Source organism: Polaromonas sp. AET17H-212 (genome assembly GCF_002379085.1).
Classification (GTDB): Bacteria; Pseudomonadota; Gammaproteobacteria; order Burkholderiales; family Burkholderiaceae_C; genus Polaromonas.
In genome coordinates, this window is sequence record NZ_NBZW01000025.1 from 45,317 (window position 1) to 70,259 (window position 24,943).

General features: G+C 65.5%; 18 protein-coding genes. 9 read left to right on the forward strand and 9 right to left on the reverse strand.

What is annotated here, in order from left to right:
* The first annotated feature begins 187 nt into the window (after window positions 1-187).
* The 3 genes from B7G53_RS17450 (at window position 188) to B7G53_RS17460 (ending at window position 7,948) form a co-directional block, all read left to right on the forward strand.
* Window positions 188-4,258: a PAS domain S-box protein gene (locus tag B7G53_RS17450; protein ID WP_096670032.1), complete on the forward strand. Its 4,071-nt coding sequence runs from the start codon at window positions 188-190 to the stop codon at window positions 4,256-4,258.
* A gap of 262 nt (window positions 4,259-4,520) precedes the next feature.
* Entirely contained in the window at window positions 4,521-5,096 is a 576-nt protein-coding gene (locus B7G53_RS17455) for a TetR/AcrR family transcriptional regulator (RefSeq protein ID WP_096670034.1), read from the forward strand.
* A gap of 236 nt (window positions 5,097-5,332) precedes the next feature.
* Entirely contained in the window at window positions 5,333-7,948 is a 2,616-nt protein-coding gene (locus B7G53_RS17460; protein ID WP_096670036.1) for a CHASE domain-containing protein, read from the forward strand.
* Window positions 7,949-8,005: 57 nt separating this feature from the next.
* Here B7G53_RS17460 and B7G53_RS17465 read toward each other — a convergent pair whose 3' ends face one another.
* Complete coding sequence (locus tag B7G53_RS17465; protein ID WP_096670038.1) at window positions 8,006-8,857, reverse strand: metallophosphoesterase; 852 nt, start codon at window positions 8,855-8,857, stop codon at window positions 8,006-8,008.
* A gap of 221 nt (window positions 8,858-9,078) precedes the next feature.
* Here B7G53_RS17465 and B7G53_RS22900 point away from each other — a divergent pair, with 221 nt between their 5' ends.
* Window positions 9,079-9,255, forward strand: coding sequence for a hypothetical protein (locus tag B7G53_RS22900; RefSeq protein ID WP_176491390.1), 177 nt, complete (start codon window positions 9,079-9,081; stop codon window positions 9,253-9,255).
* 73 nt (window positions 9,256-9,328) lie between these two features.
* On the opposite strand, the gene B7G53_RS17470 is transcribed toward B7G53_RS22900, so the two are convergent.
* A complete protein-coding gene (locus tag B7G53_RS17470) occupies window positions 9,329-10,285 on the reverse strand; it encodes a LysR family transcriptional regulator (protein ID WP_096670040.1) in 957 nt (318 codons plus the stop codon).
* Between the two features lie 144 nt (window positions 10,286-10,429).
* Here B7G53_RS17470 and B7G53_RS17475 point away from each other — a divergent pair, with 144 nt between their 5' ends.
* Window positions 10,430-10,972, forward strand: a complete 543-nt coding sequence (locus B7G53_RS17475) for a hypothetical protein (protein WP_096670062.1) — start codon at window positions 10,430-10,432, stop codon at window positions 10,970-10,972.
* Between the two features lie 140 nt (window positions 10,973-11,112).
* Here B7G53_RS17475 and B7G53_RS17480 read toward each other — a convergent pair whose 3' ends face one another.
* Together B7G53_RS17480 and B7G53_RS22905 are read right to left on the reverse strand one after the other, a co-directional pair.
* On the reverse strand, window positions 11,113-12,981 hold the full coding sequence (locus B7G53_RS17480) for a phosphoenolpyruvate carboxykinase (GTP) (protein ID WP_096670042.1): 1,869 nt from the start codon (window positions 12,979-12,981) through the stop codon (window positions 11,113-11,115).
* A gap of 723 nt (window positions 12,982-13,704) precedes the next feature.
* Window positions 13,705-13,872, reverse strand: a complete 168-nt coding sequence (locus B7G53_RS22905) for a hypothetical protein (protein WP_170954843.1) — start codon at window positions 13,870-13,872, stop codon at window positions 13,705-13,707.
* 171 nt (window positions 13,873-14,043) lie between these two features.
* Between B7G53_RS22905 and B7G53_RS17485 the strand changes: the two genes are divergently transcribed.
* Both B7G53_RS17485 and B7G53_RS17490 read left to right on the forward strand, forming a co-directional pair.
* On the forward strand, window positions 14,044-14,511 hold the full coding sequence (locus tag B7G53_RS17485; RefSeq protein ID WP_096670044.1) for a glycine zipper family protein: 468 nt from the start codon (window positions 14,044-14,046) through the stop codon (window positions 14,509-14,511).
* 2 nt (window positions 14,512-14,513) lie between these two features.
* Window positions 14,514-15,101: an MOSC domain-containing protein gene (locus B7G53_RS17490; RefSeq protein ID WP_441338995.1), complete on the forward strand. Its 588-nt coding sequence runs from the start codon at window positions 14,514-14,516 to the stop codon at window positions 15,099-15,101.
* A 9-nt stretch (window positions 15,102-15,110) separates the two neighbouring features.
* Here B7G53_RS17490 and B7G53_RS17495 read toward each other — a convergent pair whose 3' ends face one another.
* Window positions 15,111-15,515, reverse strand: a complete 405-nt coding sequence (locus B7G53_RS17495; protein ID WP_096670066.1) for a PaaI family thioesterase — start codon at window positions 15,513-15,515, stop codon at window positions 15,111-15,113.
* Entirely contained in the window at window positions 15,515-16,717 is a 1,203-nt protein-coding gene (locus tag B7G53_RS17500; protein WP_096670046.1) for a threonine ammonia-lyase, read from the reverse strand. Before B7G53_RS17500 ends, B7G53_RS17495 begins: the two co-directional genes overlap by 1 nt.
* 173 nt (window positions 16,718-16,890) lie before the next feature.
* Here B7G53_RS17500 and B7G53_RS17505 point away from each other — a divergent pair, with 173 nt between their 5' ends.
* Window positions 16,891-19,236, forward strand: a complete 2,346-nt coding sequence (locus B7G53_RS17505) for an ATP-binding protein (RefSeq protein WP_096670048.1) — start codon at window positions 16,891-16,893, stop codon at window positions 19,234-19,236.
* Between the two features lie 72 nt (window positions 19,237-19,308).
* Here the strand turns inward: B7G53_RS17505 and B7G53_RS17510 are convergent, their stop codons facing one another.
* The 3 genes from B7G53_RS17510 to B7G53_RS17520 all read right to left on the reverse strand — a co-directional run bounded on the left by B7G53_RS17510 (window position 19,309) and on the right by B7G53_RS17520 (window position 23,546).
* Window positions 19,309-21,066 carry a sensor domain-containing diguanylate cyclase gene (locus tag B7G53_RS17510; protein ID WP_176491391.1) on the reverse strand — a complete coding sequence of 586 codons (1,758 nt, stop codon included), beginning with the start codon at window positions 21,064-21,066 and terminating at the stop codon, window positions 19,309-19,311.
* A 105-nt stretch (window positions 21,067-21,171) separates the two neighbouring features.
* Complete coding sequence (recQ, locus tag B7G53_RS17515; RefSeq protein ID WP_176491392.1) at window positions 21,172-23,064, reverse strand: DNA helicase RecQ; 1,893 nt, start codon at window positions 23,062-23,064, stop codon at window positions 21,172-21,174.
* Between the two features lie 89 nt (window positions 23,065-23,153).
* Window positions 23,154-23,546, reverse strand: coding sequence for a rhodanese-like domain-containing protein (locus tag B7G53_RS17520; RefSeq protein ID WP_096670052.1), 393 nt, complete (start codon window positions 23,544-23,546; stop codon window positions 23,154-23,156).
* Window positions 23,547-23,667: 121 nt separating this feature from the next.
* On the opposite strand from B7G53_RS17520, the gene B7G53_RS17525 reads away from it, so the two are divergent.
* Window positions 23,668-24,714, forward strand: coding sequence for a homocysteine S-methyltransferase family protein (locus B7G53_RS17525; protein WP_096670054.1), 1,047 nt, complete (start codon window positions 23,668-23,670; stop codon window positions 24,712-24,714).
* Window positions 24,715-24,943: the final 229 nt, after the last annotated feature.

The window sequence follows — 24,943 nt, forward strand, 5'->3', positions numbered from 1 at the left end:
GTCAGCCTGTGCAGCGTCCGGCTGTAGGAGGACGGCGGGCGGGTGACCGGCGGGTGGCCATGGTCAAGCCAAAGTACTACGATGGCGCAAAGGTCTCCACGTGCCGGCTTCCCAGCACGGGCTCCCGGTCCGCAGCGATGCATCGCCTGCAAGGACCCCCGGGCCGGCGAAGGCGCAAAGGAATGGAATGGTAAGTTCGTTGGGGCTTCGCGCCCGTCTGGTGTTGTTGATTGTGGTGGCGCTGCTGCCGGTGCTTGGCCTGTTTGCCTGGGCGGCAGCCAGCAAGCAGAGTGATGCCCTGAAGCTGGCGCGCTCCACACTGCAATCCCAGGCGCTGCTGACCGCCGCCAGCCAGCAGCCGCAGGTCGAGGCGATCAAACAGCTTCTGGGCGATCTGGCCAGCGCGCCCTCCGTCAAGGGCCGGCTGCCGGGCCTGTGCAGCGAGTACCTGCGCAATTTGCATGCGATGCATCCGCAGTACACCGACCTGGGGGTGGTGGCGCTCGACGGCACCGTGCTGTGCCACTCCGAAGCTTCCCTGGTGGGCGCCGATGCCAGCGCCCGGCCTTTTTTCAAACGGGTCATGGCCAGCCGCCAGTTTTCCATTGGCGAATATGGCACGGGCAGGCGCAGCGGCCAGGCGGGCATCGGTTTTGCGGCGCCCGTCCATGACAACGCCGGGGTGCTGAGTGGGGCGGTCTTTGCCGCGCTCAGCGTGCAGGCTTTCGCGCCCCTGCTGGCGCAGGTGGCGCCGACGGCAGGGGCCAGCGTGGTGCTGACCGATCGCCGAGGCACCGTCCTGGCCGCCCAGCCTGCAGCTGCCGGCGCGGTGGGCAGCCTGCAGACCGATGCGACCATCCGGGCCTTTTTGCAGGCCCCGCGCGTGGGCATCGAGGAGGCACCGGATGCTGGCGGGGAGCAGCGCGTGTACGCCTTTGCCCCGGTGAGCGGCACGGCGGACGGCGCGCTGTTTGTGGCCGTCAGCATGACACGCGCGCTGATCTCCGCTGAACCGGCGAAAGCGCTGACGCTGGAACTGGGGGTTCTGCTCGCTGCCGCCCTGTTTGGCATGGCCTGCGCCTGGGTCATGGGCAAGCGCCTGATCGTCAACCCGGCCAATGCCATGCTGCATGAAGCCGACGAACTGGCCCGCGGCAACCTGGCGGCTCGCGTTGCGCTCGGCCCGGTTTACCAGGGGGAGCTCGGGCATCTGGCACGAACCTTCAACCGCATGGCCGCATCGCTGGAGTTGAGCCACCAGCAACGCGACGAGTCGCTGGCGCGCATCGGCAAGGAGCGCGGCATGCTGGACCTGATCATCAACAGCATGAGTGAAGGGGTGCTGGCGATTGATGTCGAAGGCCGCTTCCTGCTGTTCAACGCGACCGCGAAAAAGTATTTCCCCAGCGATGGAACAGGCAAAACGCTGGCGGCATGGCGGGCGGACCACGAGGTGGTGCTGCTGGACGGCAAGACGGTGTGTGCGCCGCAGAACCGGCCGCTGAGCCGGGCCATTCGCGGCGAGAGCGTCGACAACTGGGATATCCTGCTGCGCCGGCCAGGCGCCAGGGACCATGTGCTGCGCAACAATGTCCGGCCCCTGCACGACGAGGCGGGGCAACTGGTGGGCGGGCTGGCGGTGTTTACCGACATCACCGAGCGCAAGTTCACCGAGGAACTGGTGCGCGACCAGGAGCAGGTGCTGGAGCTGATCGCCTACGGCGTGCCCTTGCCGCAGTCCCTCGAAGCCATCGTCAGCCTGATCGAGGGCCGTTCCGCCAACAGCCTGTGTTCGATTTTGCTGCGCGAGGGCACGCGCTTGCGCCATGGTGCGGCGCCCAGCCTGCCGGCCGCCTTCAGCCGGCAGGTCGACGGGCTGGGGATCGGCGAAGGTGCCGGCGCGTGCGGGACGGCCGCGTTCCGCAAAAAGCCGGTCGTGGTGGAGCACCTGGCCAGTGATCCGCTGATGCGCAACTACCGCGAGCTCGGACGCGAATTCGACCTGCAGTCCTGCTGGTCCACGCCGGTGCTCTCGGCGGCGGGCGAGGTCCTGGCCACCTTTGCGATCTACCATCACACGCCGTACACGCCTCAGCCGGCGGATCAGGACCTGGTGGACACGGCCGTGCGGCTGGCGCGCATTGCGATCGAGCGGGCGCAGGCCGAGGCCGCGCTGCTGGGCAGCGAGGCGCGTTTTCGGGAGCTTGCAGAAAACATCAAGGACGTGTTTTACAACCGCGACTTTGCCAGCGGGCGTTTTCTCTACATCAGCCCGGCCTATGAGACCCTGTGGCATCGCCGCCGGGAAGAACTGTACGCGGCACCCGATGCCTACCGCGAGTCCATCCACCCCGACGACCGGGACGCGGAAGCGCAGACCAAACACCGGCAGGCGTCGGGTGCTGCCACCGACCTGGAATACCGGATTGTCCGGCCGGATGGCGAGGTGCGCTGGATTCGCGACCGTTCCTACCCGGTCCTCAACGAGGCCGGCTCGGTGGAGCGCATTGTCGGCACCGCGCGTGACGTGACCGGGCGCAAACGTGCGGACCGCGAACTGGCGCGCACCAACCGGGCGTTGCAGATGCTCAGCCGCTGCAACCAGGCGCTGACCCGCATCGACGACGAAGCCGAACTGTTGCTGCAGGTGTGCCGGCTGGCCGTGGAGGTGGGCGGCTACCGGATGGCGTGGGTCGGTTATGCGCGGGACGATGCAGCCCGCAGCATCGAGCCCATGGCCCACGCCGGCCATGAAGCGGGCTACCTCTCCAGGGTCAGGCTGACCTGGGATGCCGACCAGCCCACCGGGCGCGGGCCTGCGGGCCAGACCATACGCAGTGGCCGGGCCAGCGTCAGTGAAGACATCGCGCAGGGAGACAACCAGTTTTACTGGAGCGAGGAGGCGGCAGAACTGGGCTACCGCAGCGCAGTGTTCTTGCCCCTGAGTGACGCCCATCGCACGTTCGGCCTGCTGGGCCTGTACTCCGGATCGCTTGAAAAACTTGCCGCTGACGAGATCAGGCTGTTGCAGGACATGGCCGACAACCTGGCGTTTGGCATCGGCAGCTTGCGCGCCCGGCTGGAGCGCCAGCGCAGCCAGGAAGAGGCGCGCCTGGCGGCCGTCCAGGTGCGCGAGCAGGCCTCGCTGCTCGACCGTGCGCAGGACGCCATCATGGTTCGCAACCTGGACAGAACCCTGCGTTTCTGGAACAAGGGCGCCGAGCGCCTCTACGGCTGGACCGCCGACGAGGTGCTCGGCAAAACCATGGATGAACGCATGTACCGCAGCCCGCAGGCGCTGGCCGATGCCATGAACCAGACCCTGGCCAATGATGGGGACTGGACCGGGGAGCTCGAGCAGGTGGCCCGCGACGGCTCGACGTTCAGCATCGAGGCACGCTGGACCGTGGTGCGTGATGGGCAGGGCCGGGTCAACGGCGTGCTGGGCATCAACACCGATATCCGGGAGCGCAAGCGGGCGCGCGAGGAAATCCTGCAACTCAATGCCAGCCTGGAAGACCGGGTGCAGCAGCGCACCGGGCAACTGGAGTTTGCCAACAAGCAGCTCGAGGCCTTTTCCTATTCGGTGTCGCACGACCTGCGCACGCCGCTCAGTGCCATTGGTGGATTCAGCAACCTGCTCGTGCGGGAACTGGAGGGCGGCGCAGCGGGCGAACGCAGTCGGCATTACCTGGCCCGCATACGTGCCGGCGTGGTGCAGATGGGCGAACTGATCGACGCCCTGTTGTCGCTGGCGCAGGTTTCGCGCACCAACCTGCGCTGGGAGACCGTCGACCTGAGCGCTTTGGCGGAAAAAATACTTGGCGGTTACCGCGAGAGGCAGCCCGGTCGCGTGGCCCTGCTCGACATCCAGCCAGGCCTGCTGGCCCAGGGCGATGCGCGCCTGCTGTTGCAGGTGCTGGACAACCTGCTGGGCAATGCCTGGAAGTTCAGCAGCCTGCAAGCGCAATCCCTGATCGCGTTCGGGCGGGAGCAAAGCCCCGGCGGTGAGGCGGTGTACGTGGTGCGGGACAACGGGGCGGGCTTTGACATGGCTTATTCAGAAAAACTGTTTGGCGCTTTCGAGCGCTTGCACACCGTCTCGGAATACGCCGGAACCGGCATTGGCCTGGCGACGGTGCACAGAATCATCACGCGTCACGGGGGGCGGGTGTGGGCCGAGTCCGCGCCAGGGCACGGGGCGGCCTTCTATTTCACCCTGGGTGACGCACCTGCGGCGGGGCTGGAGGCCTCGTGAGCGCCGTGCGGCTGCACGCTCTCACGAGGGTCCGAGCCACGCAAGATACCTGCATGCCACCCGGCAGGGCGCAGCGATCGGGAACAAAACAGCAGAAACCGCGAGGTTCAATTGTGACTGAGGGGTAGAAAATAAAGCGAGCACTCTCGATTCAGACGTGAACGGCTAAAATGTCGGCATGACTACCACCACTCAGACCGGGCCGGCCCCCAGGGCCAGATCCGCCGCGCATGGCGGCCCCAAAATTTCTTTCAAGGCGCAAATGCTGGCCGCCCGGGAGGAGGCCATCGTGCAGGCGGTCAACCGGCTGCTGGCGGAAAAAGGCTTTGACCTGATGACGGTGGATGAAGTCGCTGCGGATGTGGGCATTGCCAAGGCCAGTCTTTACAAGCACTTCCCCAGCAAGGAAGACCTGGCGGCGGCGGCCATGGTCCGCGTGGTCGGGCTGGCGCAGGCCTTTCTGGCCAGCTTGCCGGCAGACGCCCAGCCCCTGGCGCAACTCAAGGCGATGGTGCGCTGGATGCTGCAGCGGCAGCTGGCCGGCGAAATGCCCTCGCTGCCGCACCAGAACTCCAGCCTGCGCACCACGCTGATGAACAACAAGGCCTACCTCGACGGGCTGGTGCGCATCAGCGACCAGATTGGCGGCTGGATAGAACGTGCGCAAAAAGACGGCTCCCTGAGCACCAGCATTCCGCCGATTCTGGTGCTCTACACCTTGTACGCCCGGGCTTGCGACCCGGTGCTGGAGTTCCTGCGGGCCGGCGGCCAGCACAGTGATGAAGAGATCATTGAATTGGTCATTCGCACCTGCTTCGAGGGGCTTTGTGCACGTTAAAGCCGCAGGGAACCGGCTGTCCCGCCAGGCGTTCGCAAACAACCGGAAAGTGCGAAATTGCATTACATTTTGTGGGCTTTTCGCGTCTGCGCCTCTCCCCGTGAACATGCCTTGCTGACGCGGGAAACCCCGCCCCAACCCATGAAGCTGTTCGCATCGCGCATGAAACTGGTCCCGCCGGCGTTCGACGCGGCTACCCCGGGTGCCTGTGCGTTACGAGCGCTGCCGGGCCGGTCATGACGCGCCAGCTGGCATCCTCGGACTCGCAGTCCATCCGAAGCCAGCGCTTTGCGGTGGCCATGGCAGGGCTGGCCCTGCTGCTTGGCCTGCTCTTTACCGGGGGGGGCGTTTTCTGGGTGAACAACACGGTTCAGGGCCAGGCCAGGGAGCGTTTCGACCGGCTGGCAGACCGTGTCCAGATCGATGTGCAGGACCGCCTGAACGCCCCGCTGCGTGGGCTGCGCGGCGCCGCCGGTGTGTATGCGGCCAGCAACTCGGTCGAGCGGGCCGAGTTTCGCGCCTATGTGCAGTTCAGCCAGCTGGGGCGCGATTTTCCGGGTGTGCGCGGGTTCGGCTTCATGGCCCGGGTCCTGCGGGATGACCTGGACCGCTTTGTCGCTGCCGAACGTGCCGATGAGGAACCGGCCTTCGCCGTCAGCACGATGCCCGGCACGCCGACCGCCCACCTTGCATCCGACCTGTATGTGGTGAAGTTCATGGAACCCCAGGCCCGCAACCAGGCGGCATTGGGCCTGGACGCCGGTGCAGAGCCGGTGCGCCGCGAGGCCATCGAACGTGCCGTGGCGACGGGCGAGCCCACCTTGACCCGAAAAACCACCCTGGTGCAGGACCAGCAGCAAAACCCGGGCTGGGTGTACCTGTTGCCGGTTTACCGCACGGGTGGGGACCTCACCACGCCGGCGCAACGCCAGGCGCTCCTGGTCGGTGTGCTGTTTGCGCCCATGCTGGTCAGCGAGGTGCTGCAAGGAGCGGCCGAGGCGACCCAGGGGCAGGCCGATTTCGAGCTATTTGACGCTGCACAGCCGACCGCACAGACGCTGGTTTACGACCGCAACGGGCAACTGGCGGCAAACCGGGGTGACCCCGTGCCGAACCACGAGACCCGGCGTCTTTTTTCTTCCTCCCGGCCGGTCTCGGCCGGTGGGCGCACCTTGACCTTGCGTGTCAGCAGCACACCCGCATTTGAAGCCGAGTCGGCCAGCCCCATGCCGACCTTGCTGGGGCTGGGCGGTGTCCTGTTGAGCCTGCTGCTGGCCTTGTGCATCTGGCTGCTTGGCAGCAGCCGGGCGCGTGCGCTGTCGGTGGCCCAGCGCATGACGCTGGACCTGGCGCACGAGCAGCAGCGCCTGCTCAGCATCGTGGAGGGGACCAATGTCGGCACCTGGGAGTGGAATGTACAGACGGGAGAAACCCGCTTCGACGAGCGCTGGGCGGCCATCACCGGCCATGCGCTCGATGAGCTGCTGCCCCTGAACATCCAGACCTGGCGCGCCCTGACCCATCCCGGGGACCTGCTCCACGCCGATGGACTGCTCAAGCAGCATTTTGCCGGCAGGACGCCTTATTTTGACTGCGAGGTGCGGCTGCGCCACAAGGACGGCCGCTGGGTCTGGGTGCTGTCGCGTGGCCGTGTCTGTGCGTGGAGTGGCAACCGCCAGCCGGCGCTGATGGCGGGCACCCTGATGGACATCACCGAACGCCAGACCGCCCAGCTGGCCCTGCGCAACAGCGAGGAACATTTTCGCCAGCTGTTTGAAACCAGCCTGGAATGCATTTTGCAAACCCGCCCGGACGGACAGGTGCTCAATGCCAACGCCGCCGCCTGCGAGCTGTTTGGCATGGGTTTGGATGAGCTTCGCGAGCGCGGCCGGCAGGGGCTGGTGGACCCGGGCGACACACGGTTGCAGGCCCTGCTCGACGAACGCCAGCGCGAAGGAAAAATGCGCGGCGAGCTGCGCATGCTGCGCGGCGACGGAACGGCCTTCGAATGCGAGCTGTCGTCGACGATATTCCTGGACTCGAACAACGCGCCCTGCGCCAACATTGTCTTGCGCGACATCACCGCACGCAAGCGTTCGGAAGCGCGCATCGCACTGCTCAACGCCGAACTGGAGCAGCGCGTGGGGCGGCGGACCGCCCAGCTCGAAGCCTCCAACCGCGACCTGCAGGAGTTTGCCCACTCGGTGGCCCATGACCTGCGCCAGCCCTTTATTGCGATCGGCGGCTTCAGCGGTTTGCTCGAACGCCTGGTGACGGATGACCGCGCCAGGCATTACATCAACCGCATCAAGGTCGGCGTGCGGCAGGCCGGCGAACTGACGGAAGCCCTGCTGGCGCTGGCCAACCTGTCGCGTGTGCAGCTGCGCGTGCAGGCGGTGGACCTCAGCGCCGTTGCGCACAGTGTGATGGGCACCCTGCAGCAGGAAGAGCCCGCGCGCGCGCGCAGCATCCGCATCCAGGAGGGCCTGGTGGTGCAGGCCGACGCGATGTTGCTGCGGCTGGTGATGCAGGAGCTGCTCGGCAATGCCTGGAAATTCACGTCGCGGCAGACGCACACCGAGATCAGTTTTGGCCTGCAACCGGCGCCGGCAACAGGCACGCAAGCCGTCTACGTGGTCAGCGACAACGGCGAGGGCTTCGACATGGCCCATGTCGACAAGCTGTTTCGCAGTTTCCAGCGCCTGCACGCGCCACAGGAATTTCCCGGCGCAGGGGTGGGGCTGGCCAACATCCAGCGCATCATTGCGCGCCATGGCGGGCAGATCTGGGCCGAGTCGGCCCGGGGCGCGGGGGCCCGCTTCTTCTTCACGCTGGGCAGCCCCGGGGCGTGAGTTGCCGGCAGGAGGTTGCTATGGTTTATATAGCTGCTTGCGCCCGCCGAATATGGGCTAAGCCCCGATTTTTATCAACAAATCGGGTTTGAATCCGTCCTGTTCGCCCTTGCGGGCGTAACCCAGCGGATTGGCCACCACCCGGCAGCCGTTCTTGACGTAGTCGTTGGGGCAATGCAGGTGGCCGTGCAGCCACAGCTGCGCCTGCGCCAGCAGGTCGTCCAGCGCATTGCAAAACCCCGCGGTGCCGGGCACCAGGCCATAACGCGGGTCGCCGCTGAGCAGGCTGGGCGCAAAGTGCGTGACGACCACGGTCGGGCCGTCAAAGGGGATGGCCAGCGCCTGCCGCAGCCAGGCCTGGCTTTGCAGGCCCAGTTCGCGCACGGCGTCGGCCAGCATGGGCTGGCCGTCCCGGAAGGCGTGGTTTTTTTGGAGGTAAAAATTGGCGGCGCGAAAGGCCTTGTCACGCGCCTTGAGGACTTCGCCCGTGGTCAGGCTGCCGTCGGCCGCCTGGGCGGCGGTCAGGGCATCAAAGTCGGTCCACAAGGTGCAGCCGACAAAACGGATGCCCTGCCACTCCACCGCCTCGCGTTCCAGCCAGACCAGGCCCAGCCGCGCACAGGTCTCGCGCAGGCGCGCATGGGTGGCCTCGAAGTCCTGCCCGTCGTACTCGTGGTTGCCGGGCAGGAAAAAAACCGGCGTCGGCCAGGCCGCGCCGCCCTGCGCCACCGGCAGGGGGGAAAAGCGGGCGAGTCCGAAGTCGCCGTCCTGCAGCTCGGTCAGCAGCGAGCCCGGCTGGTAGGAGCCGATATCGCCGGCCAGCACCAGCAGGTCAGCCCCGGGGACGGGCTGGGCCAGGAAATGCGGGTTGGATTCAAGGTGCAGGTCGGACAGAAGCTGGATGTTCACCTGCCGATTGTGCAGGAAGCCTGTTTTGGCAATGGCTGGGGGTGGCTTCAGCCGGGAAGGGCGTACGCGAACCCCAAGAGGACGGAGATGCCGCTTATGCCCGTTGGCAGGTCAACTATGCGCTTTGTGCATGGCTATCGGCCGGTTTGGGGCTTGCAGACCTAGGGAAAACCCTTAACGTAGGGGTATCGCAATTTTTCGCCATCGGCTGGCGCCAGGACATGTACACCCTTTTTTCGCAGGTTTTCCGTTTTCTCCCTTTTGCCCGCGCCGTGGCGCCGGTTCACGGCGTGGCCCATAACCTGATGGAACGCGCGGAAGCCGGGGCCGGCCGCAACCCGCAGCAGGCCCAGGAACTGCGCCGTGCGGCACGTGCTTACCTCAGCGTGGTCCGCTGACAGGTCCCGAAGTGTTGCGCCGGTGACCCGGGTGGCCACCAGGGCTGGCCGAGTGGTGCCCCGTCCGGCGGCGTCAGCCTGAAAAGGCCTTGTCGGCGGAGCGCACCAGGGCCTGGCGCAGCCAGACATGGGCGCCGTGCTGCTGGGAGCGGCGGTGCCATACCGCATCGACGTGCACCGGCGACACATCAAAGGGCAGGGGCCGCAGCACCAGCTGTTCGGCGATGCCTGTGACCCGCACAAAGTGCCGGGGCAGCACGGTGAGCAGGTTGGAGTTGGCGACCACCCGGCCGGCCGTGAAGAACTGGTTGACGGTCAGCACCACCTTGCGTTCGCGGCCCAGCGACGCCAGCGACTCGTCAATGAATCCGTAAGGGCGGCCGGAAAAACTCACCAGCATATGGCGCGCCGCGCAAAACCGGTTCAGCGTGAAGGGGCCGGTGGCCAGCGGGTGGCCGGCGCGCATCACGCACACATATTCGCCGTCATACAGCCGTTGGTGTAAAAAAGGCATGACGTCGCCGCTCTGGGCGCGGGCCGTCAGGTCCGCCAGCACGGAGGGAAAGTAGCCGATCGCCAGATCGCAGGTTTCCTCGTCAAGGAGTTTGCGCGGATCGCGGGTTGTCAGCGGCACCACGCGGATGGACACCCCCGGTGCCTCGTGTTCCAGGATGTCCACCAGCCCCGGTATCAGCTCGGCGGCCGTCGCGTCGGCCATGGCCAGCACAAACGTGGAATGCGCCTCGCCGGGCACAAACGTGCTGGGAATCAGCGACTCCTGCAACTGCTGCAGCGCCTCGCGCACGGCCGGCCAGATCGCGAGTGCGCGCGGTGTGGGCGCCATGCCCTGGCCGCTGCGCTGCACCAGCTCGTCGCCCAGCGTCTCGCGCAGGCGGCGCAGTGCATTGCTGACGGCGGGCTGCGTCAGCGACAGGTTGCGGGCCGCCCGCGTCAGGCTGCGTTCGGCCATGACCTCGTCGAACACGCGCAGCAGGTTCAGGTCCAAGGTGCGGAAATTGGGCGAACTCACGGGTTTTCCTTGTGACAGCACTTGATTATCACAGTTGTGAATAACTTACATCATAAAGATAAAGTTGAATAACATGAGTACTAACCCTAATATCTCCCTGTGCCCAAGCCAATATCGGTGGTGGCACTCTTCAAGGGAACCATCATGAGCAGCTTCATCAACATCCAGTATCCCGCCGAACATCCCGGTGTGGCCCGCTTTGAGTCGGCCGTCGGTGCGGCGCGCCAACTGCGCACAGGCTTTGACAGCACCCGGGGCTTGGCGGGCCTGCTGCTGGCAGCCATCGTTGCCGCCATGGTGGTGGTGGCCGACCAGCTTGTCGAGAACTGGGCCGAAGGCCATTTGCTGGTGGCCTGGGTCGCCATGTGGGCGGTTGCCTTCTCCGTGATCGCCCTGTTTGCCGGGACGGCGCGCCATCTGGCGACGCGTGTGCTCACGGCACTGGACGCTTGGTCCAGCGCCATTGCTCAGGCGCGTGCCGATGTCCGGCTGTGGGAAGCCGCCAAGGCGGACCCCCGCGTGATGGCCGACCTGCAGGTCGCCATGTCGCGCGCCGAGTCCAGCATGGAAGCCCTTGCCGTGCCATCCGCAACTGCTGATGTGGTCGCTGCGCCGGTCGGCCTGTCCAGGCGTGCGCTGCGTCTGGGTGGCGCGGAACTGCGTGCCTACCAGCGCAACTCCATCTAAGCGCTGGATCCGGCCTGCCCTAGTGGCGGGCCAAAAAAAAAGCCACCTTGTCAGGTGGCTTTTTTGCGTCCGGGCGGCTTGCCGCAGACTTGAACGGGCGCAACGCAGATCATGCGCCGCGCCCCGGTTCTGGTGCCCGGTCAGGCCGCCAGACGGCGCTCGATCGCGGCTTTGGTCTCCCCCAGCTCTTTCGGCAGGTGATATTCGAGTTGCTTGAACAATTCGGCGTGCAGCTCCAGCTCCTTGAGCCAGGCGGCCTTGTCGACGTTGATCACGGTCTCGAACTGGTCGGCGCTGAAATCCAGGCCGGTCCAGGTCAGATCCTCGTAGCGGGGGCTCACGCCGGTGATATGTTCGGTGCCTTGGCCGCCGCCTTCAATGCGGTCAATCATCCACTTCAGCACACGCATGTTTTCGCCATAGCCGGGCCAGACAAACTTGCCGTCATCGCCCTTGCGGAACCAGTTGGTGGTGTAGATCCTGGGCAATGTCGCGCCGGCGGCTTCGAGCTTCTGGCCCAGGTTGAGCCAGTGCTGGAAGTAGTCGCTCATGTTGTAGCCGGTGAACGGCAGCATGGCAAACGGATCGCGCCGGACCACGCCGACCTGGCCGACGATGGCGGCCGTGGTTTCCGAGCCCATGGTCGCGGCGGCATAAACGCCTTCGACCCAGTTGCGCGCCTCGGTCACCAGCGGCACGGTGGTCGAGCGCCGGCCGCCGAAGATGAAGGCGTCGATAGGCACGCCATTGGGGTCATCCCAGGCGTGGTCGAGCGCAGGGTTGTTGGTGGCGGCCACGGTAAAGCGCGAGTTCGGGTGGGCGGCCTTGGCGCCGGTTTCCTTGGCGATCTGTGGCGTCCAGTCCTTGCCCTGCCAGTCGATCAGGTGAGCCGGCAGCGCCTTGCCGGGCACGTCCTGCTCCATGCCTTCCCACCAGACGTCACCGTCGTCGGTCAGCGCGACGTTGGTGAAGATGGTGTCGCGGTGCAGGCTGCGCATGCAGTTCGGGTTGGTCAGCATGTTGGTGCCCGGTGCCACGCCAAAGTAGCCGGCTTCGGGGTTGATGGCGTACATCTTGCCGTCGGCATGGGGCTTGATCCAGGCAATGTCGTCGCCAATGGTGGTGACCTTCCAGCCGTCGAAACCCGCGGGCGGCACCAGCATGGAGAAATTGGTCTTGCCGCAGGCCGAGGGGAAGGCCGCGGCCACATGGTATTTTTTACCTTGTGGGTTGGTCACGCCCAGGATCAGCATGTGCTCGGCCAGCCAGCCTTCGTCGCGGCCCATGTTGGACGCGATGCGCAGCGCAAAACACTTCTTGCCCAGCAAGGCGTTGCCGCCATAGCCAGAGCCATAGGACCAGATCTCGCGCGTCTCGGGGTAATGCACGATGTACTTGGTCTTGTTGCAGGGCCACTTCACGTCCTTCTGGCCTGCGGCCAGCGGCGCGCCGACGGTGTGCACGCAGGGAACGAAATCGCCGTCGACGCCGAGCACGTCATACACGGCCTTGCCCATGCGCGTCATGATCTTCTGGTTCACCGCCACATAGGCGCTGTCGCTCAGCTCGATGCCGATGTGGGCGATGTGCGATCCCAGCGGGCCCATGCTGAAGGGCACCACATACATGGTGCGGCCCTTCATGCATCCGTCAAACAGCGGCTGCAGCGTGCTGCGCATGTCGGCCGGGGCCATCCAGTTGTTCGTCGGGCCGGCGTTTTCCTTGTTGACCGAGCAGATGTAGGTGCGGTCTTCCACGCGTGCGACATCACTCGGGTCGGAACAGGCCAGGAAGCTGTTGGGGCGCTTGGCTTCGTTGAGTTTTTTGAAGGTGCCGGCGTCGACCAGTTGCTGGCACAGGCGCTGGTACTCGGCGTCGCTGCCGTCGCACCAGTAGACATTGTCCGGTTTGCACAGCGCAACCATGTCGGCCACCCAGGCAATGAGCCTGGCGTTCTTGACATAAGCGGGTGTGTTCAGGTTCAGCCCTTGCATCGCGGGGTGGTTCATCGGAAAGCTCCAAAGTTAAAAAGCGTCATTTCGGAAAACGTCGGCACGGAGACAGCAGGGCTGTGGCCGCGAGGCGTTTGTCGAAATAAGGCTTGCGGGCGAGCAACACAAGGCTTCGACCTGCCGGACAGGAGGCAGGGCCTGCGATCGGCAAGTCCACGTCCTGGCCTGCCGGCGGGCCACAGTCTGGATGTGCTGCGGAGCCAAGGTTGAAAAGCTATCTGTTGGCATGCTTTTCGGGCCTCGACGGGTCTGCCGGAAATGTCATTTTAAGAACATCGGCACGGGTTACCTTGTCGTTACAGGCAAAAGATATGCAAAACTCGCATGGCTTTATGCATATGCGGCGACGAGGTTCGGACAGTCGTGACTTGGACGGATGAAATGCGTAATGAGCCCAAAGGGGGCGTTATCGCGTGGATCCCGCGACGGAGTGGCCGCCGATCCCGGGGGGCCGTTGCCGGGCCAATGCAAGGGCCCCAAACCCAGTGGAATTGGGCTGGCAGGTGTTAGGGTGTTACGTTTGCCACGGAGGCGAGCGGTTCAGGCCTGAGCCGCATAAGTCCAGTCGAGGCGATGTCGGTTGCGGTTATTCCGAGAGCACCAACATGGGCATCAATTTCCTTGATCTGGCGTGGTGAAGCAAAATCGGCCGGAAACTTCGGTGTCGCCCCGTGCTCCCAGGCGCGCAGGTTTAATAGTGCGCGCTAGCCACGAACCGGCTCAAGCCATGTAAATGGCGATGAAGGCCAGCAGGAACATCAAGACGCCACCAGCGACGGGCAGCACGAGGGGCATCAGCGGCACAATGGCTTCTACCGCATCCTGTTCCTGGGCGGGCGTGGGGCTGCTGTGGGCGGCGTTGGTAGAGCGATCGGCGGGGCTTGACATGGTGGTTCCTGCAAACGGGGGAAAGTAAGTTGCACGATTTTACCTTTTTGGCCCGGACGGCCGCAAGCCGCTTAATTCGACGCAGCCCGCATCGCGGACGGAAAGCCGTTCTCCAGTCGTCCGGCGGCATCCGGGCAGCGTTATTGCAGCTCTACTCCGGAGGTATGAAGCATGCAGTGTGATTTAACCCGTTGGGGCGGTGGCTGTGTCCTTGCGCTGGTGCTGGGCGTCTTGCCGGGCTGCGCCAGCACCGGCTCCGCCAGCCCCTCAGCACGGCCCGTCCTGTACCCCAACGCCACGCTCCATCGCGTGGGCGACGCGCAGGGCCGTGCCGAGGCCGACGCCTGCATGGCCCGGGCTTCAGCAGCAGGATTGACGCCCGCCGAAAACACCAACGCGGTGGCGCGGGGGGCCGGGGTCGGCGCGGCCACCGGCGGCGTGGCCGCCGCTGTGGGTGCTTTGATCACCGGCCGCGGCACGGAAGGGGTGCTCCGCGCCGGTGCAGGCGGCGCCGCGGTTGGGGGTTCGGCCGGTGCGGTTCAGGGCGCTTTCCGCAACGACCGGCCCAGCAGCACCTACCGCACCTATGTGCAGCGCTGCCTGGCCGACAAGGGGTTCGACGTGATTGGCTGGAACTGAGCTTGTCCCCCTCATACCAGTTGCTCTCCGTCCAACTCGCCGCCGCCCGGCGCGTCAGCATGGGTGGGCGCCAAGTGCTCACAGCCATGGGCAAGCAGGCCGTGGCCGGCCCGGTACCGGTGTTGCCCCTGGGCCTGCTCGGGGATGAGCAGGCCGACCTCTCGGTGCATGGCGGGTTCGAAAAAGCCGTGTATGCCTACCCCGCAGAACACTACCCGTTCTGGCAGGCTGCGCGCCGCGAACAGGGCCTGGACCAGATTGACGACAGCCTGCCCTTTGGCAGCCTGGGTGAAAACCTCACCTTGCAGGGGCTGCCGGAAAACGACGTGTGGGCCGGTGACGTGCTGCGATTTCCACATTGCGAACTGCAGGTGCGCATTCCGCGCGAGCCCTGCTACAAATTCAATGCGGCCATGGGTTTTGCGCGGGCTTCCAGGCTGATGGCGCAGAGCGGCTTTTGCGGTTTTTACCTGTCGGTCCTCACGCCAGGCGTCCTGAGCGCGGGGGACCGCTTCGAACTCCTGCCGGGCCGGCGCAGCGTGAGTATTCCCCAGCTGTTTGCCGCCAAAATGGGCAAACACCTGCGCTAGCTGCAGCCACTAGAGCAGCGCGTAGGTCGTCGTGGCGCGGCTGATACTTTTGCCGTCGTCTGCACCGCGGATGTCGATCTCCCCAAAAACCAGCGACTTGCCGGCGCGTATCACGCGCGCCTCGACCAGGGCGTCCTGGTTCGACAGGGGTTTGAGAAAACTGCTGTTCATCTGGACCGTGGTGCAGGGTTTGAACGCACCAAAATGATTGATCAGCGCGAGCACCATGGCCGTGTCGGCGGCGGCCATCATGGCCTGACCGCAGAGCATGCCGCCGACCCGCGAGAGTTGCGGATTCTGCGGCAGGCGCAAGGTCACGCCCTGGCTGTCACACGAGGCGACTTGCAGGCCCAGGGCCTGTACCCACGGTGCAAAATAGGCGGGCAGGGCGGCTTGCAGGGTTTCGATGGCCATCATTGTTGCTCCACGGCGTCAAAGCCGGCGGTTTTCAGCACGTCCAGCACCTGCGCAATGTGCGCGCGCCCGCGCGTCTGGATCACCAGTTCAATATCGACGTTCTGCGCAGCCAGCATGGTGAATGCCCGCTGGTGATGCACCTCGTCGATGTTGGCGCCGGCATCCGCGACCGTGGCGGTGATTCTGGCCAGCGAGCCGGGCACGTCGCGCGCGCTCACGCGGATGCGCGCCAGCCGGCCGGCGCGCACCATGCCGCGCTCGATGATGGCCGCCAGCAGCAAGGGATCGATGTTGCCGCCGCACAGCACCAAGCCGACTTTTTTCCCCTTGAAACGCTCTGGGTATTTCAGCAAGGCCGCGAGACCGGCCGCGCCCGCGCCTTCGACCAGGGTTTTTTCGATCTCGAGCAGCATGACGATGGCCTGTTCGATGTCGCCTTCATCCACCAGAACGAGGTCGTCCACCAGACGCGCAATGATGGCCTGCGGGATCACGCCGGGCGTGCCCACGGCAATGCCCTCGGCAATCGTGCTGCTGCCCTGGGGGTAGTGTGTGCCCTTGATGGCATTGACCATCGCCGGGAAACGCGAGGTCTGCACACCGATGACTTCGATGCCGGGCCGCATCGCCTTGGCGGCCGTCGCCATGCCGGCGATCAGGCCACCACCGCCGACGGCCACGATCAGCGTGTCCAGGTCGGGCACCGCGTGCAGCATCTCCAGGCCCACCGTGCCCTGGCCGGCGATGATGGCTTCGTCGTCATAGGGGTGAATGAACACCAGGCCTTCGCGTTCGGCCAGGGCGAGGGCGTGGCTGCGCGACTCCTCCAGCGTGTCGCCGTGCAGCACGACCTCGGCGTCAAAGCCGCGCGTGCGCTCGATCTTGACGCCGGGCGTGAAACGCGGCATCACGATCACCGCGCGCAGGCCCAGGCGCTGCGCATGGTAGGCCACGCCCTGGGCGTGGTTGCCCGCGCTCATGGCCACCACGCCGCGGCGGCCGTCTTCGGCCGAGAGTTGCACCAGCTTGTTACAGGCGCCGCGTTCCTTGAAGGACGCGGTGTACTGCAGGTTCTCGAACTTCAGGAAAACGTCCGCCCCAGTGATTTGCGACAGGGTTTTGGACGCCACGCAGGGTGTATCAAGCAGCTGGCCCTGCAGGCGAAGCGCTGCAGCCTCAATATCGGTCAAAGCAAGCATGGGGAAAGACCTCCGGGAGAAGTGCCGATTGTGGCGCGGTTTTGTAGCGCAATTCACACGGGGGTATTCAATTAGCGTCTTCCATCGGGCATAAAGCTGCGTTATGGTTACACGTACGTCATCAGGGTGGATGTGTAACTGCTGTGGCCTTCTTCCAGGCCGGAGGTGTCTCAATGAGCAAGCGTTCGGGTAGTGCTGACAGGCATGGTCCGCTGCTGCCTTCTCCCGGCCTGAAAGAGGCGCCGGTGCTGGACCTGATGTGTTCGCATTTTGTGCTGACGCTGGCGGCCCGGCAGGGCGCCAAGTTCAATGTGCGGCGCGACCTGAACAGCCTTCTGTCGCTGTCGGGCCGGCACCTGGTGTGGCCCTTGCCCGCGCTGCAGCGCCTGCGTGAATTCCTGGGTCGCCGCTGCAAGGGCAACGAATTCTGGCAGGGCCACGAGGCCCTGGGCGATGCCGACTTCATGAGCCGCCATGGCGCCTGGCGCGGGCCCTACGAGGAGGGCACGCTGTTCTTTTACCTTGACGAATACGCCAAGGACCAGCCCAAGGACCTGCTGGCGGTGCTGTCGGCCACCGGCGACTGGCTGACCCACGCGCTGAAAAAGCAGTCCACGCTGGTCGAGAAAAACATCGACGCCCTGGCCAATCTGCTGCAGTTGAACCAGGCCGAACGTGCCTTGCTGCTGTACGGCACCCTGGCACGCTACCAGCGTGACCTGCGCTCCATGCTGGTGGAGTTCAAGGTCAGCAATGCGCCGGAAGCCTATGCCGCGCTGGCCGAGGTGGCCGGCGTGAAAGCCAACGAAGTGGCCGAGGCCCTGCGCGCCGGCTCGCGGCTGGAGCGCATCGGCATGGTCGAAAACCTGATTTCCGAGCACAACATCACCGACCTGGCCGACCTCATGAAGGTCAGCGAAAAACTGCCGCCCGTGCTGATGCGCGAGTACCGCGACCAGAACGAGTTGATGGCGGTGTTCACCCGGCCGGTGGAACGCAGCAGCCTCGGGCTGGCTGATTTTTCCTTTGCGCAGGAAGATGTCCAGGTGCTGGTGTCCTTGCTGCGCAATGCCGTGGCCGGCAAGGAGCTGGGGGTCAACGTGCTGCTGTACGGACCGCCGGGCACCGGCAAGACCGAGTTGACCAAGGTGGTCGCACAGGCGGCCGGCCTGGACCTGTTCGAGGTTGAATATGCCGACCGCGACGGCAACTCGCTGAGCGGGCGTGACCGCTACCGTTCGCTGCAGATCGCGCAGGTGTTCCTCAAGGGCAGTGCCCATGCCGCCCTGCTGTTTGACGAGGTCGAGGATGTGTTCCCGCCCCTTTCCAGCGAAGCGGCGCAGCTGATGGCGCGCTCCGAGCAACTGACGGCCCCGGCGGCCGCTTCGGTCAACGGCAAGGCCTGGGTCAACCAGATTCTGGAGTCCAACACGGTGCCCACCCTGTGGGTGACCAACCGCATCGAGCAGATCGACCCGGCCTTCCGGCGCCGCTTTGCCTACCACCTGGAACTCAAGTCGCCGCCGCCGGGCGCACGCGAGATCCTGGTGCGCAAGACGCTCGAGGGGGTGCCGGTCAGCGACGCCCTGGTGACCAGGCTGACCGGCCGCAAGGGACTGACGCCGGCGCAGATCCGCACGGCGGTGCGTTTTGCCAAGCTGGCAAGCAGCCCGGGTGCCGGCACCGAGGCGATCCGGTCCGGCGGCCACACGGCACTGATGGAGTCCCTGATCGAGCGCCAGCTCAAAAACGCCGACCAGGCGCTGGGCAACAAGGCGGGCGCCGGCGGACGGCGCAGCGTGACCACCTACGACCTGTCCATGCTCCATGTGGAGTCGCGTTTCGACGTCCCGCGCATCGTGGAAGCACTCAAGGCGCGCGGTCACGGCACGCTGTGTTTTTACGGCGCGCCGGGCACCGGCAAGACGGCGCTGGCCGAACACATGGCCCAGGCGCTGGACCGCCCGCTGATCATCAAGCAGGCCAGCGACCTGATGAGCAAGTACGTGGGCGAGACCGAGCAGAACATGGCCGCCATGTTTGCCGAGGCCGAGCAGGAGAAAGCCGTGCTGTTGCTCGACGAAGCCGACAGCTTCCTGCAGGACCGGCGCGGCGCGCAGCGCACCTACGAGGTCACCGAGGTCAACGAAATGCTGCAGGGCATGGAGCGTTTTGGCGGCATTTTTGTCTGCACCACCAATCTGCTCGAGAGCCTGGACCAGGCGGCGCTGCGGCGGTTTACCTTCAAGATCAAGTTCATGCCGCTGACGCCGCTGCAGCGCGAGCAGATGTTCGTCACGGAAGCGCTGGCCGGCGATGCTGCAGCGCTGACCGCTGCCCTGCGCGAGCGGCTGGCCCGCCTGACCCAGCTGTGTCCGGGTGACTTTGCTGCCGTGAAGCGCCAGACCGATATTTTGTCGGTCGAGTTCACGGCGGACGAGTTTTTAAGCCAGCTCGAAGCCGAGCACCGCATCAAGCCCGATGTCCGCGACGCCCGCGGCATGGGCTTCATTCAGTAAACTTCGACTGCTATAAAATATATAGCAAACAACGCAACATTGACGGTGGTTTGTCGCTGGTTCTCCCGCTATTCACAGATGGGTCACGCGAATCGCCTTGCGTGAGCCGTCGTTCATGTCCTTGACCGCCTGCACCATGCGCTCGAGGCTCGGCTGGGCCTGATTCGGGCCCAGTCGTGCCGACTCGGCCACATAGCCGATGGCGATATGAAACAGCAAGGGGTCGGCCTCGGGCAGCTTTCGTGAAGGGCGCAGGCCGCTGGCCAGGATTTTGGTGGCCACCTGGATGACCGAATCGCTGCTCATGGGCCCCTCCATCAACAAGGCGAAGAAGCTGTCGCCGACCCGCGCCACCGTGTCTGTGGGCTGGGCGGCAGCGCGTATGCATGCGGCCGCCAGCACCATGGCGCGGTCGCCCGTCTCGCGGCCGTGCTGCTGCTGCAGGCTGGCGAGGTTGCTCAGGTTGACCACCAGCAGCGCGCAGGGCTGCTGGTAACGTTCGGCGGTGCGCAGGGCCTGGCGCAGCCGGCTGAGCATCAGCCTGGCCGTCCCCAGTCCGGTCAAGGGGTCGGTCGTGGGTAAGGCCGTGGCCCGCGTTTCAGACTCGCGCCGCTGGGTGACGCGGCGCAACAGGCCGTAAAACAGGATGGGGGCCTCGAGGGCCGAGCCCAGCATCAGCGCATGCTGGGTCATGAAACCGGTCGGGAGCACGCCTGCGTTGCGCAGGATGGGAAAGAGCGCCGCCAGCAAGACGGGCGAAAACCCGAGGACAATCCAGCGGGCATGGCGGTCTCCCTCAAACAGGGACACCCCCACCACCATCATCAGGACAGCGATGCCGGCGACGAGAAGGATGTGGATGAGGGCAAAGCTGTCGATCGTCGGGAAAGCGGCATCGATGAGCGCTATCGTTGGCAGCAGCCCGATCAGGGCCAGGATGAACCAGTCCAGCGCGCGTGAAAAGCGTTTGGGTTTGGCAATGGTGCGCACAAACAGCAGGGCCGAGGCGGCAGCGCCCAGCCGCAGCAGCACGATGGCCACGTTGTTCAGTTCCGGCCACTGCGGCCACGCGTAAAGACCGGCCACGCCGGTCACGGCGGCCTGGGCACCGGTGATGGTGGCCACATGCAGGGCATAGGTGGCAAAGCCCCAGTCGCGGTAGGCCATGGCGTTGATCAGCGCCAGCAGCGTCGCGAGGGCCGCCAGCCCGAAATAGGCACCCAGCCACAGATCCTCCAGCTGGCGGGACGTCGCCAGCTGTTCGTCGCCCAGGATGCGCGGCAGCGTGGAAAAGGGGGCACGGGCGTGTTCGATGCGAAGGTAGTAGGGAACGATCAGCCCGACCTCGTGGCTCAGCGAAAACACCGGGTAGCGGCCTGGCTGCGGCCAGGCGCTCATGGGCAGGCTGTCGCCGGCTTGCTGGACCACCCACCGGCCCAGGCTGTCCCGGTAATACAGGGCCACTTTGTCCACACCGGGCTGGGGCAGTTCCAGCTTCCAGCGCGTCTGAGGGTCCTGGACCACGGCGTTGAAACGCAGCCAGAGTGCCCCGGTGTCAAGTTCGTACGGCCGGCCGCTCTGGACCGGCGCAAATCCGAGGGTGTTGGCACCGGCCTCGACTTTTTCCACCGATGCCTGGCCGTTCGCATCGATCCAGGACGCCAGTGCCGGCACCATGTTGGGCGGGCCGCGGCGCTGGTCCAGTGTCAGCAGCTCGCCAGCCGCCGCGGTGCCGGTGAGCCAGGCAGATTGCAGGCAGAGCAAGGCCAGCAACCCCCGGGCAAAGGCGGCCAGCACTCCCGCGGCAGTGAACTTTCTCTTGGCACCCACAGGCCGGTATTGTGCAGCAAGCCCGGCAGGCGAGCGGGGCGACATGGACTGCCGGGACCACTGGCTTGACGGGCGGTTTGCCGCAGCCGCGGCGCCGGCCGCCGGTCAGGCTTCAGTGGTGCAAACGCGCAATACTTCGCTGCCGTAGGCTTCGAGCTTTTTCACCCCGATGCCGCTGATGCCCTCGAGCTCGGCCGTGCTTTGCGGCGCCCGCTCGGCAATCGCACGCAGGGTCGCGTCGTGGAAGATGACAAACGCCGGCAGGTTGTGCTCGCGCGCCACCTCGGCGCGCCAGGCCTTGAGCCGGGCCAGGCGCTCCAGCGCGCCGGCGTTGAGCGAGGCCTCGGCCAGGCCCTTGACGGAGGTCTTGGTGCCTTTTTTGGCGCCGCTCTTGCGCCGGTCGGACGCACCCCCCAGCGCCTGCTCGCGCAGCATCACGCTGACCTCGCCCTTGAGCACCTGGCGCGCATCGGGCAGCAGCTGTAGCGTGTTGAAAGCGTCGGGGTCGACCCGCACCATGCCCTTGGCAATCAGCTGGCGCAACACGCCGCGCCACTGCACCTCGGCCAGGTCCGCGCCTATGCCGAAGGTGCTGAGTTGGTCGTGGCTGTGCTGCAGCACTTTTTCGGTGGCCTTGCCGCGCAGGATGTCCATCAGGTGGCCGGCGCCGAAGCTGATGCCGCTGGCCTGCTGCACGCGGTAGATGCAGCTGAGCATCTTGCGGGCCGCCTCGGTCGCGTCCCAGACCTTGGGCGGGTTCAGGCAGTTGTCGCAGTTGCCGCAGGGCTGGCTGGCTTCGCCGAAATAACCGAGCAGGCTGACGCGCCGGCAACGCGTGTCTTCGGCCAGGGTCAGCAGCGCATCGAGCTTGCCGCGCATGACCTGCTTGAACTCCTCGCTGGACGCGTCGCTGGTGTCTATCATGCGGCGCTGGTTCACCACGTCCTGCAGGCCGTAGGTCATCCAGGCATTGGCCGGCAGGCCGTCACGGCCGGCGCGGCCGGTCTCCTGGTAATAACCTTCGATGTTTTTCGGCATGTCCAGGTGCGCGACAAAACGCACGTCGGGCTTGTCGATGCCCATGCCGAAGGCAATGGTCGCGACCATCACCATGCCCTCCTCGCGCAGGAAGCGGTCCTGGCGCTGCTGGCGCAGGCTGCTGTCCAGGCCCGCGTGGTAGGCCATGGCTTTCAGGCCGGCGTCTTCCAGCATGCCGGCCACTTCCTCGACCCGCTTGCGCGACTGGCAATAGACAATGCCGGCCTCGCCCGCGTGTTCGCTTTCGATGAAACGCAGCAGCTGGCGCGTCGCGTCGGTTTTCTCGACGATGGTGTAGCGGATGTTGGGCCGGTCGAAGCTGCTGACAAATTCGCGCGCGTCCTCGAGCTTGAGCCGCTCGATCATGTCCTGGCGCGTCAGCGCGTCGGCGGTCGCCGTCAGCGCGATGCGCGGCACATCGGGAAAGGTTTCATGCAGCAGGCTCAGCGACCGGTACTCGGGCCGGAAGTCGTGGCCCCACTGGCTCACGCAATGCGCCTCGTCGATGGCAAACAGGCTGAGCAGGCCACGCTCGTGCAGCGAACCGAGCAGGCCTTTCATGCGCGGCGTGTTGATGCGCTCGGGCGCAGCGTAGAGCAGGGTCAGCTCGTTGCGCAACAGCTGTTTTTCCAGCGCGCTGCTTTCTTCCTGCGTCTGGGTGGAGTTGAGGAAGGCGGCGGACACGCCGGCTTCGTGCAGCGCGCCGACCTGGTCGTGCATCAGCGCGATCAGCGGCGAAATCACCACCGTCACGCCGTGGCCGGCGTTTTGCCGCACGATGGCCGGGATCTGGTAACACAGCGACTTGCCGCCGCCGGTCGGCATCAGCACCAGCGCATCGCCGCCGCGCACCACATGCTCGACGATGGCCTGCTGCGGGCCGCGAAAATCCGGGTAGCCGAAGACCTGGCCCAGGATGTCCAGCGGGGAAAGAGGGGGCGGGGGGTGCGGCAGGGACAAGACGGAGGAAAGTAAAAATGCTATCGAAAAAGGAGCTACAGACGAAACAGGGACAAGGGCTGGAGCCGGATTTGATCAAAAAACTGCGGCTACATCTGCTCCCAGGGCAGGTCGTCAAAACGCCAGCCGCTCAGGGTGGAGCGCTGGAACTGCTCGTCGAGCTCGCCTTCGAAGCCGTGCACCACGTTGATGACCTCGGCAAAACCCGCCGCCTCCAGCGCCTGGCCAGCGGCCAGCGTGCGCTGGCCCGAGCGGCAGATCAGCAATACCGGCTGGTCCTTGCCGTTGGCCTCGCGCTCGACCGCTTCGGCGAACCGGGTCGGTTCGGGCTGCAGGTCGGGGTATTCGTACCAGGGCACGTTGACCACGCCGGGCGGCCGGCCCACATACAGCGACTCGATTTCCATGCGCACGTCCACAAACAGGGCGTCGGGGTGCTGCTGCAGGTAGTCCCAGGCTTCTTTGGGTTGGAGGTGTTTCATAGGTCGGGATCGGATGTAGGCGCTATTGTCAGGCAAAGCCGGCGCGGCGCGCCTGGCTTCGCCGGGAGGGGAATGGACCGCGCGTTTGGCAGCTGCAGGGCCGTCGACCTAAAATGTAGCCATGAAGCCGCTTATCTACACCCGGGGCCAGCAGTTGCCCGCCATTCTGGAACAACGCATCGCCATCCTCGACGGGGCGATGGGCACCATGATCCAGCGCTTCAAGCTGAACGAGGCGCAGTACCGCGGCGAACGCTTCAAGGACTTCCCCAAGGACGTCAAGGGCAACAACGAGCTGTTGAGCCTGACGCGCCCCGACGTGATCCAGGACATCCATGAAGGCTACCTGGCCGCCGGCGCCGACATGATCGAAACCAACACCTTCGGCGCCACCACCGTGGCGCAGGCCGACTACGACATGGCCGAGCTCGCGGTCGAGATGAACGTCGAGTCCGCGCGCATTGCCCGCGCCGCCTGCGACAAGTTCTCCACACCGGACAAGCCGCGGTTTGTGGTCGGCGCCCTCGGCCCCACGCCCAAAACCGCCAGCATCAGCCCCGACGTCAACGACCCCGGCGCGCGCAACACCAGCTTCGAGGAGCTGCGCAAGGCCTATTACGAACAGACCGAGGCGCTGGTCAAAGGCGGCGCCGATGCATTGCTGGTCGAGACCATTTTCGACACCCTCAATGCCAAGGCCGCGTTGTTTGCGATTGACGAGTATTTCGAGAACTCCGGCGAACGCCTGCCCCTGATCATCAGCGGCACGGTCACCGATGCCTCGGGCCGCATCCTGAGCGGACAGACCGTCACCGCCTTCTGGCACAGCATCCGCCATGCGCGGCCGCTGGCCGTGGGCCTCAATTGCGCGCTCGGTGCGGCGCTGATGCGCCCCTACATCCAGGAGCTGGCGCGTGTGGCCGGCGACACCTTCATCAGCTGCTACCCCAATGCCGGCCTGCCCAATCCGATGAGCGACACCGGTTTCGACGAAACCCCCGACGTCACCTCGCGGCTGCTGCGCGAGTTTGCCGAAGAGGGCCTGGTCAACATCGTGGGGGGGTGCTGCGGCACCACGCCGGAGCACATCGGGGCGATTCACCAGGCGGTCGAGCCGCTGGCGCCGCGCGGCATCCAGCGTGACTACTTCTACAAGGAAGCGGCCTGAGACGCTGTCATCCCGGACTTGATCCGGGATCCATGTTTGCTGTCTCCCGCGTTGTTCAAGGTGAGGTAGCTTGCCAGCAAGCCGGGGGTTGCCCGGCGGCAAGTAACTTTCTTTTGCGTCGCTGTATAGACCGGACACATGGTGGACAGGTGTACGGGGACATGGTTGACGGTTTGAATTAATCCACAGCCGGCTGTCTCAAGTCAATTTCCAGGCAATGGTGGTGTGC

Coding starts and splice junctions, on each gene's coding strand:
- B7G53_RS17450 (WP_096670032.1), top strand. CDS start 188: ATGGTAAGTTCGTTGGGGCTTCGCGCCCGTCTGGTGTTGTTGATTGTG.
- B7G53_RS17455 (WP_096670034.1), top strand. CDS start 4,521: ATGCTGGCCGCCCGGGAGGAGGCCATCGTGCAGGCGGTCAACCGGCTG.
- B7G53_RS17460 (WP_096670036.1), top strand. CDS start 5,333: ATGACGCGCCAGCTGGCATCCTCGGACTCGCAGTCCATCCGAAGCCAG.
- B7G53_RS22900 (WP_176491390.1), top strand. CDS start 9,079: ATGTACACCCTTTTTTCGCAGGTTTTCCGTTTTCTCCCTTTTGCCCGC.
- B7G53_RS17475 (WP_096670062.1), top strand. CDS start 10,430: ATGAGCAGCTTCATCAACATCCAGTATCCCGCCGAACATCCCGGTGTG.
- B7G53_RS17480 (WP_096670042.1), bottom strand. CDS start 12,981: ATGAACCACCCCGCGATGCAAGGGCTGAACCTGAACACACCCGCTTAT.
- B7G53_RS22905 (WP_170954843.1), bottom strand. CDS start 13,872: ATGTCAAGCCCCGCCGATCGCTCTACCAACGCCGCCCACAGCAGCCCC.
- B7G53_RS17485 (WP_096670044.1), top strand. CDS start 14,044: ATGCAGTGTGATTTAACCCGTTGGGGCGGTGGCTGTGTCCTTGCGCTG.
- B7G53_RS17495 (WP_096670066.1), bottom strand. CDS start 15,515: ATGGCCATCGAAACCCTGCAAGCCGCCCTGCCCGCCTATTTTGCACCG.
- B7G53_RS17500 (WP_096670046.1), bottom strand. CDS start 16,717: ATGCTTGCTTTGACCGATATTGAGGCTGCAGCGCTTCGCCTGCAGGGC.
- B7G53_RS17505 (WP_096670048.1), top strand. CDS start 16,891: ATGAGCAAGCGTTCGGGTAGTGCTGACAGGCATGGTCCGCTGCTGCCT.
- B7G53_RS17520 (WP_096670052.1), bottom strand. CDS start 23,546: ATGAAACACCTCCAACCCAAAGAAGCCTGGGACTACCTGCAGCAGCAC.
- B7G53_RS17525 (WP_096670054.1), top strand. CDS start 23,668: ATGAAGCCGCTTATCTACACCCGGGGCCAGCAGTTGCCCGCCATTCTG.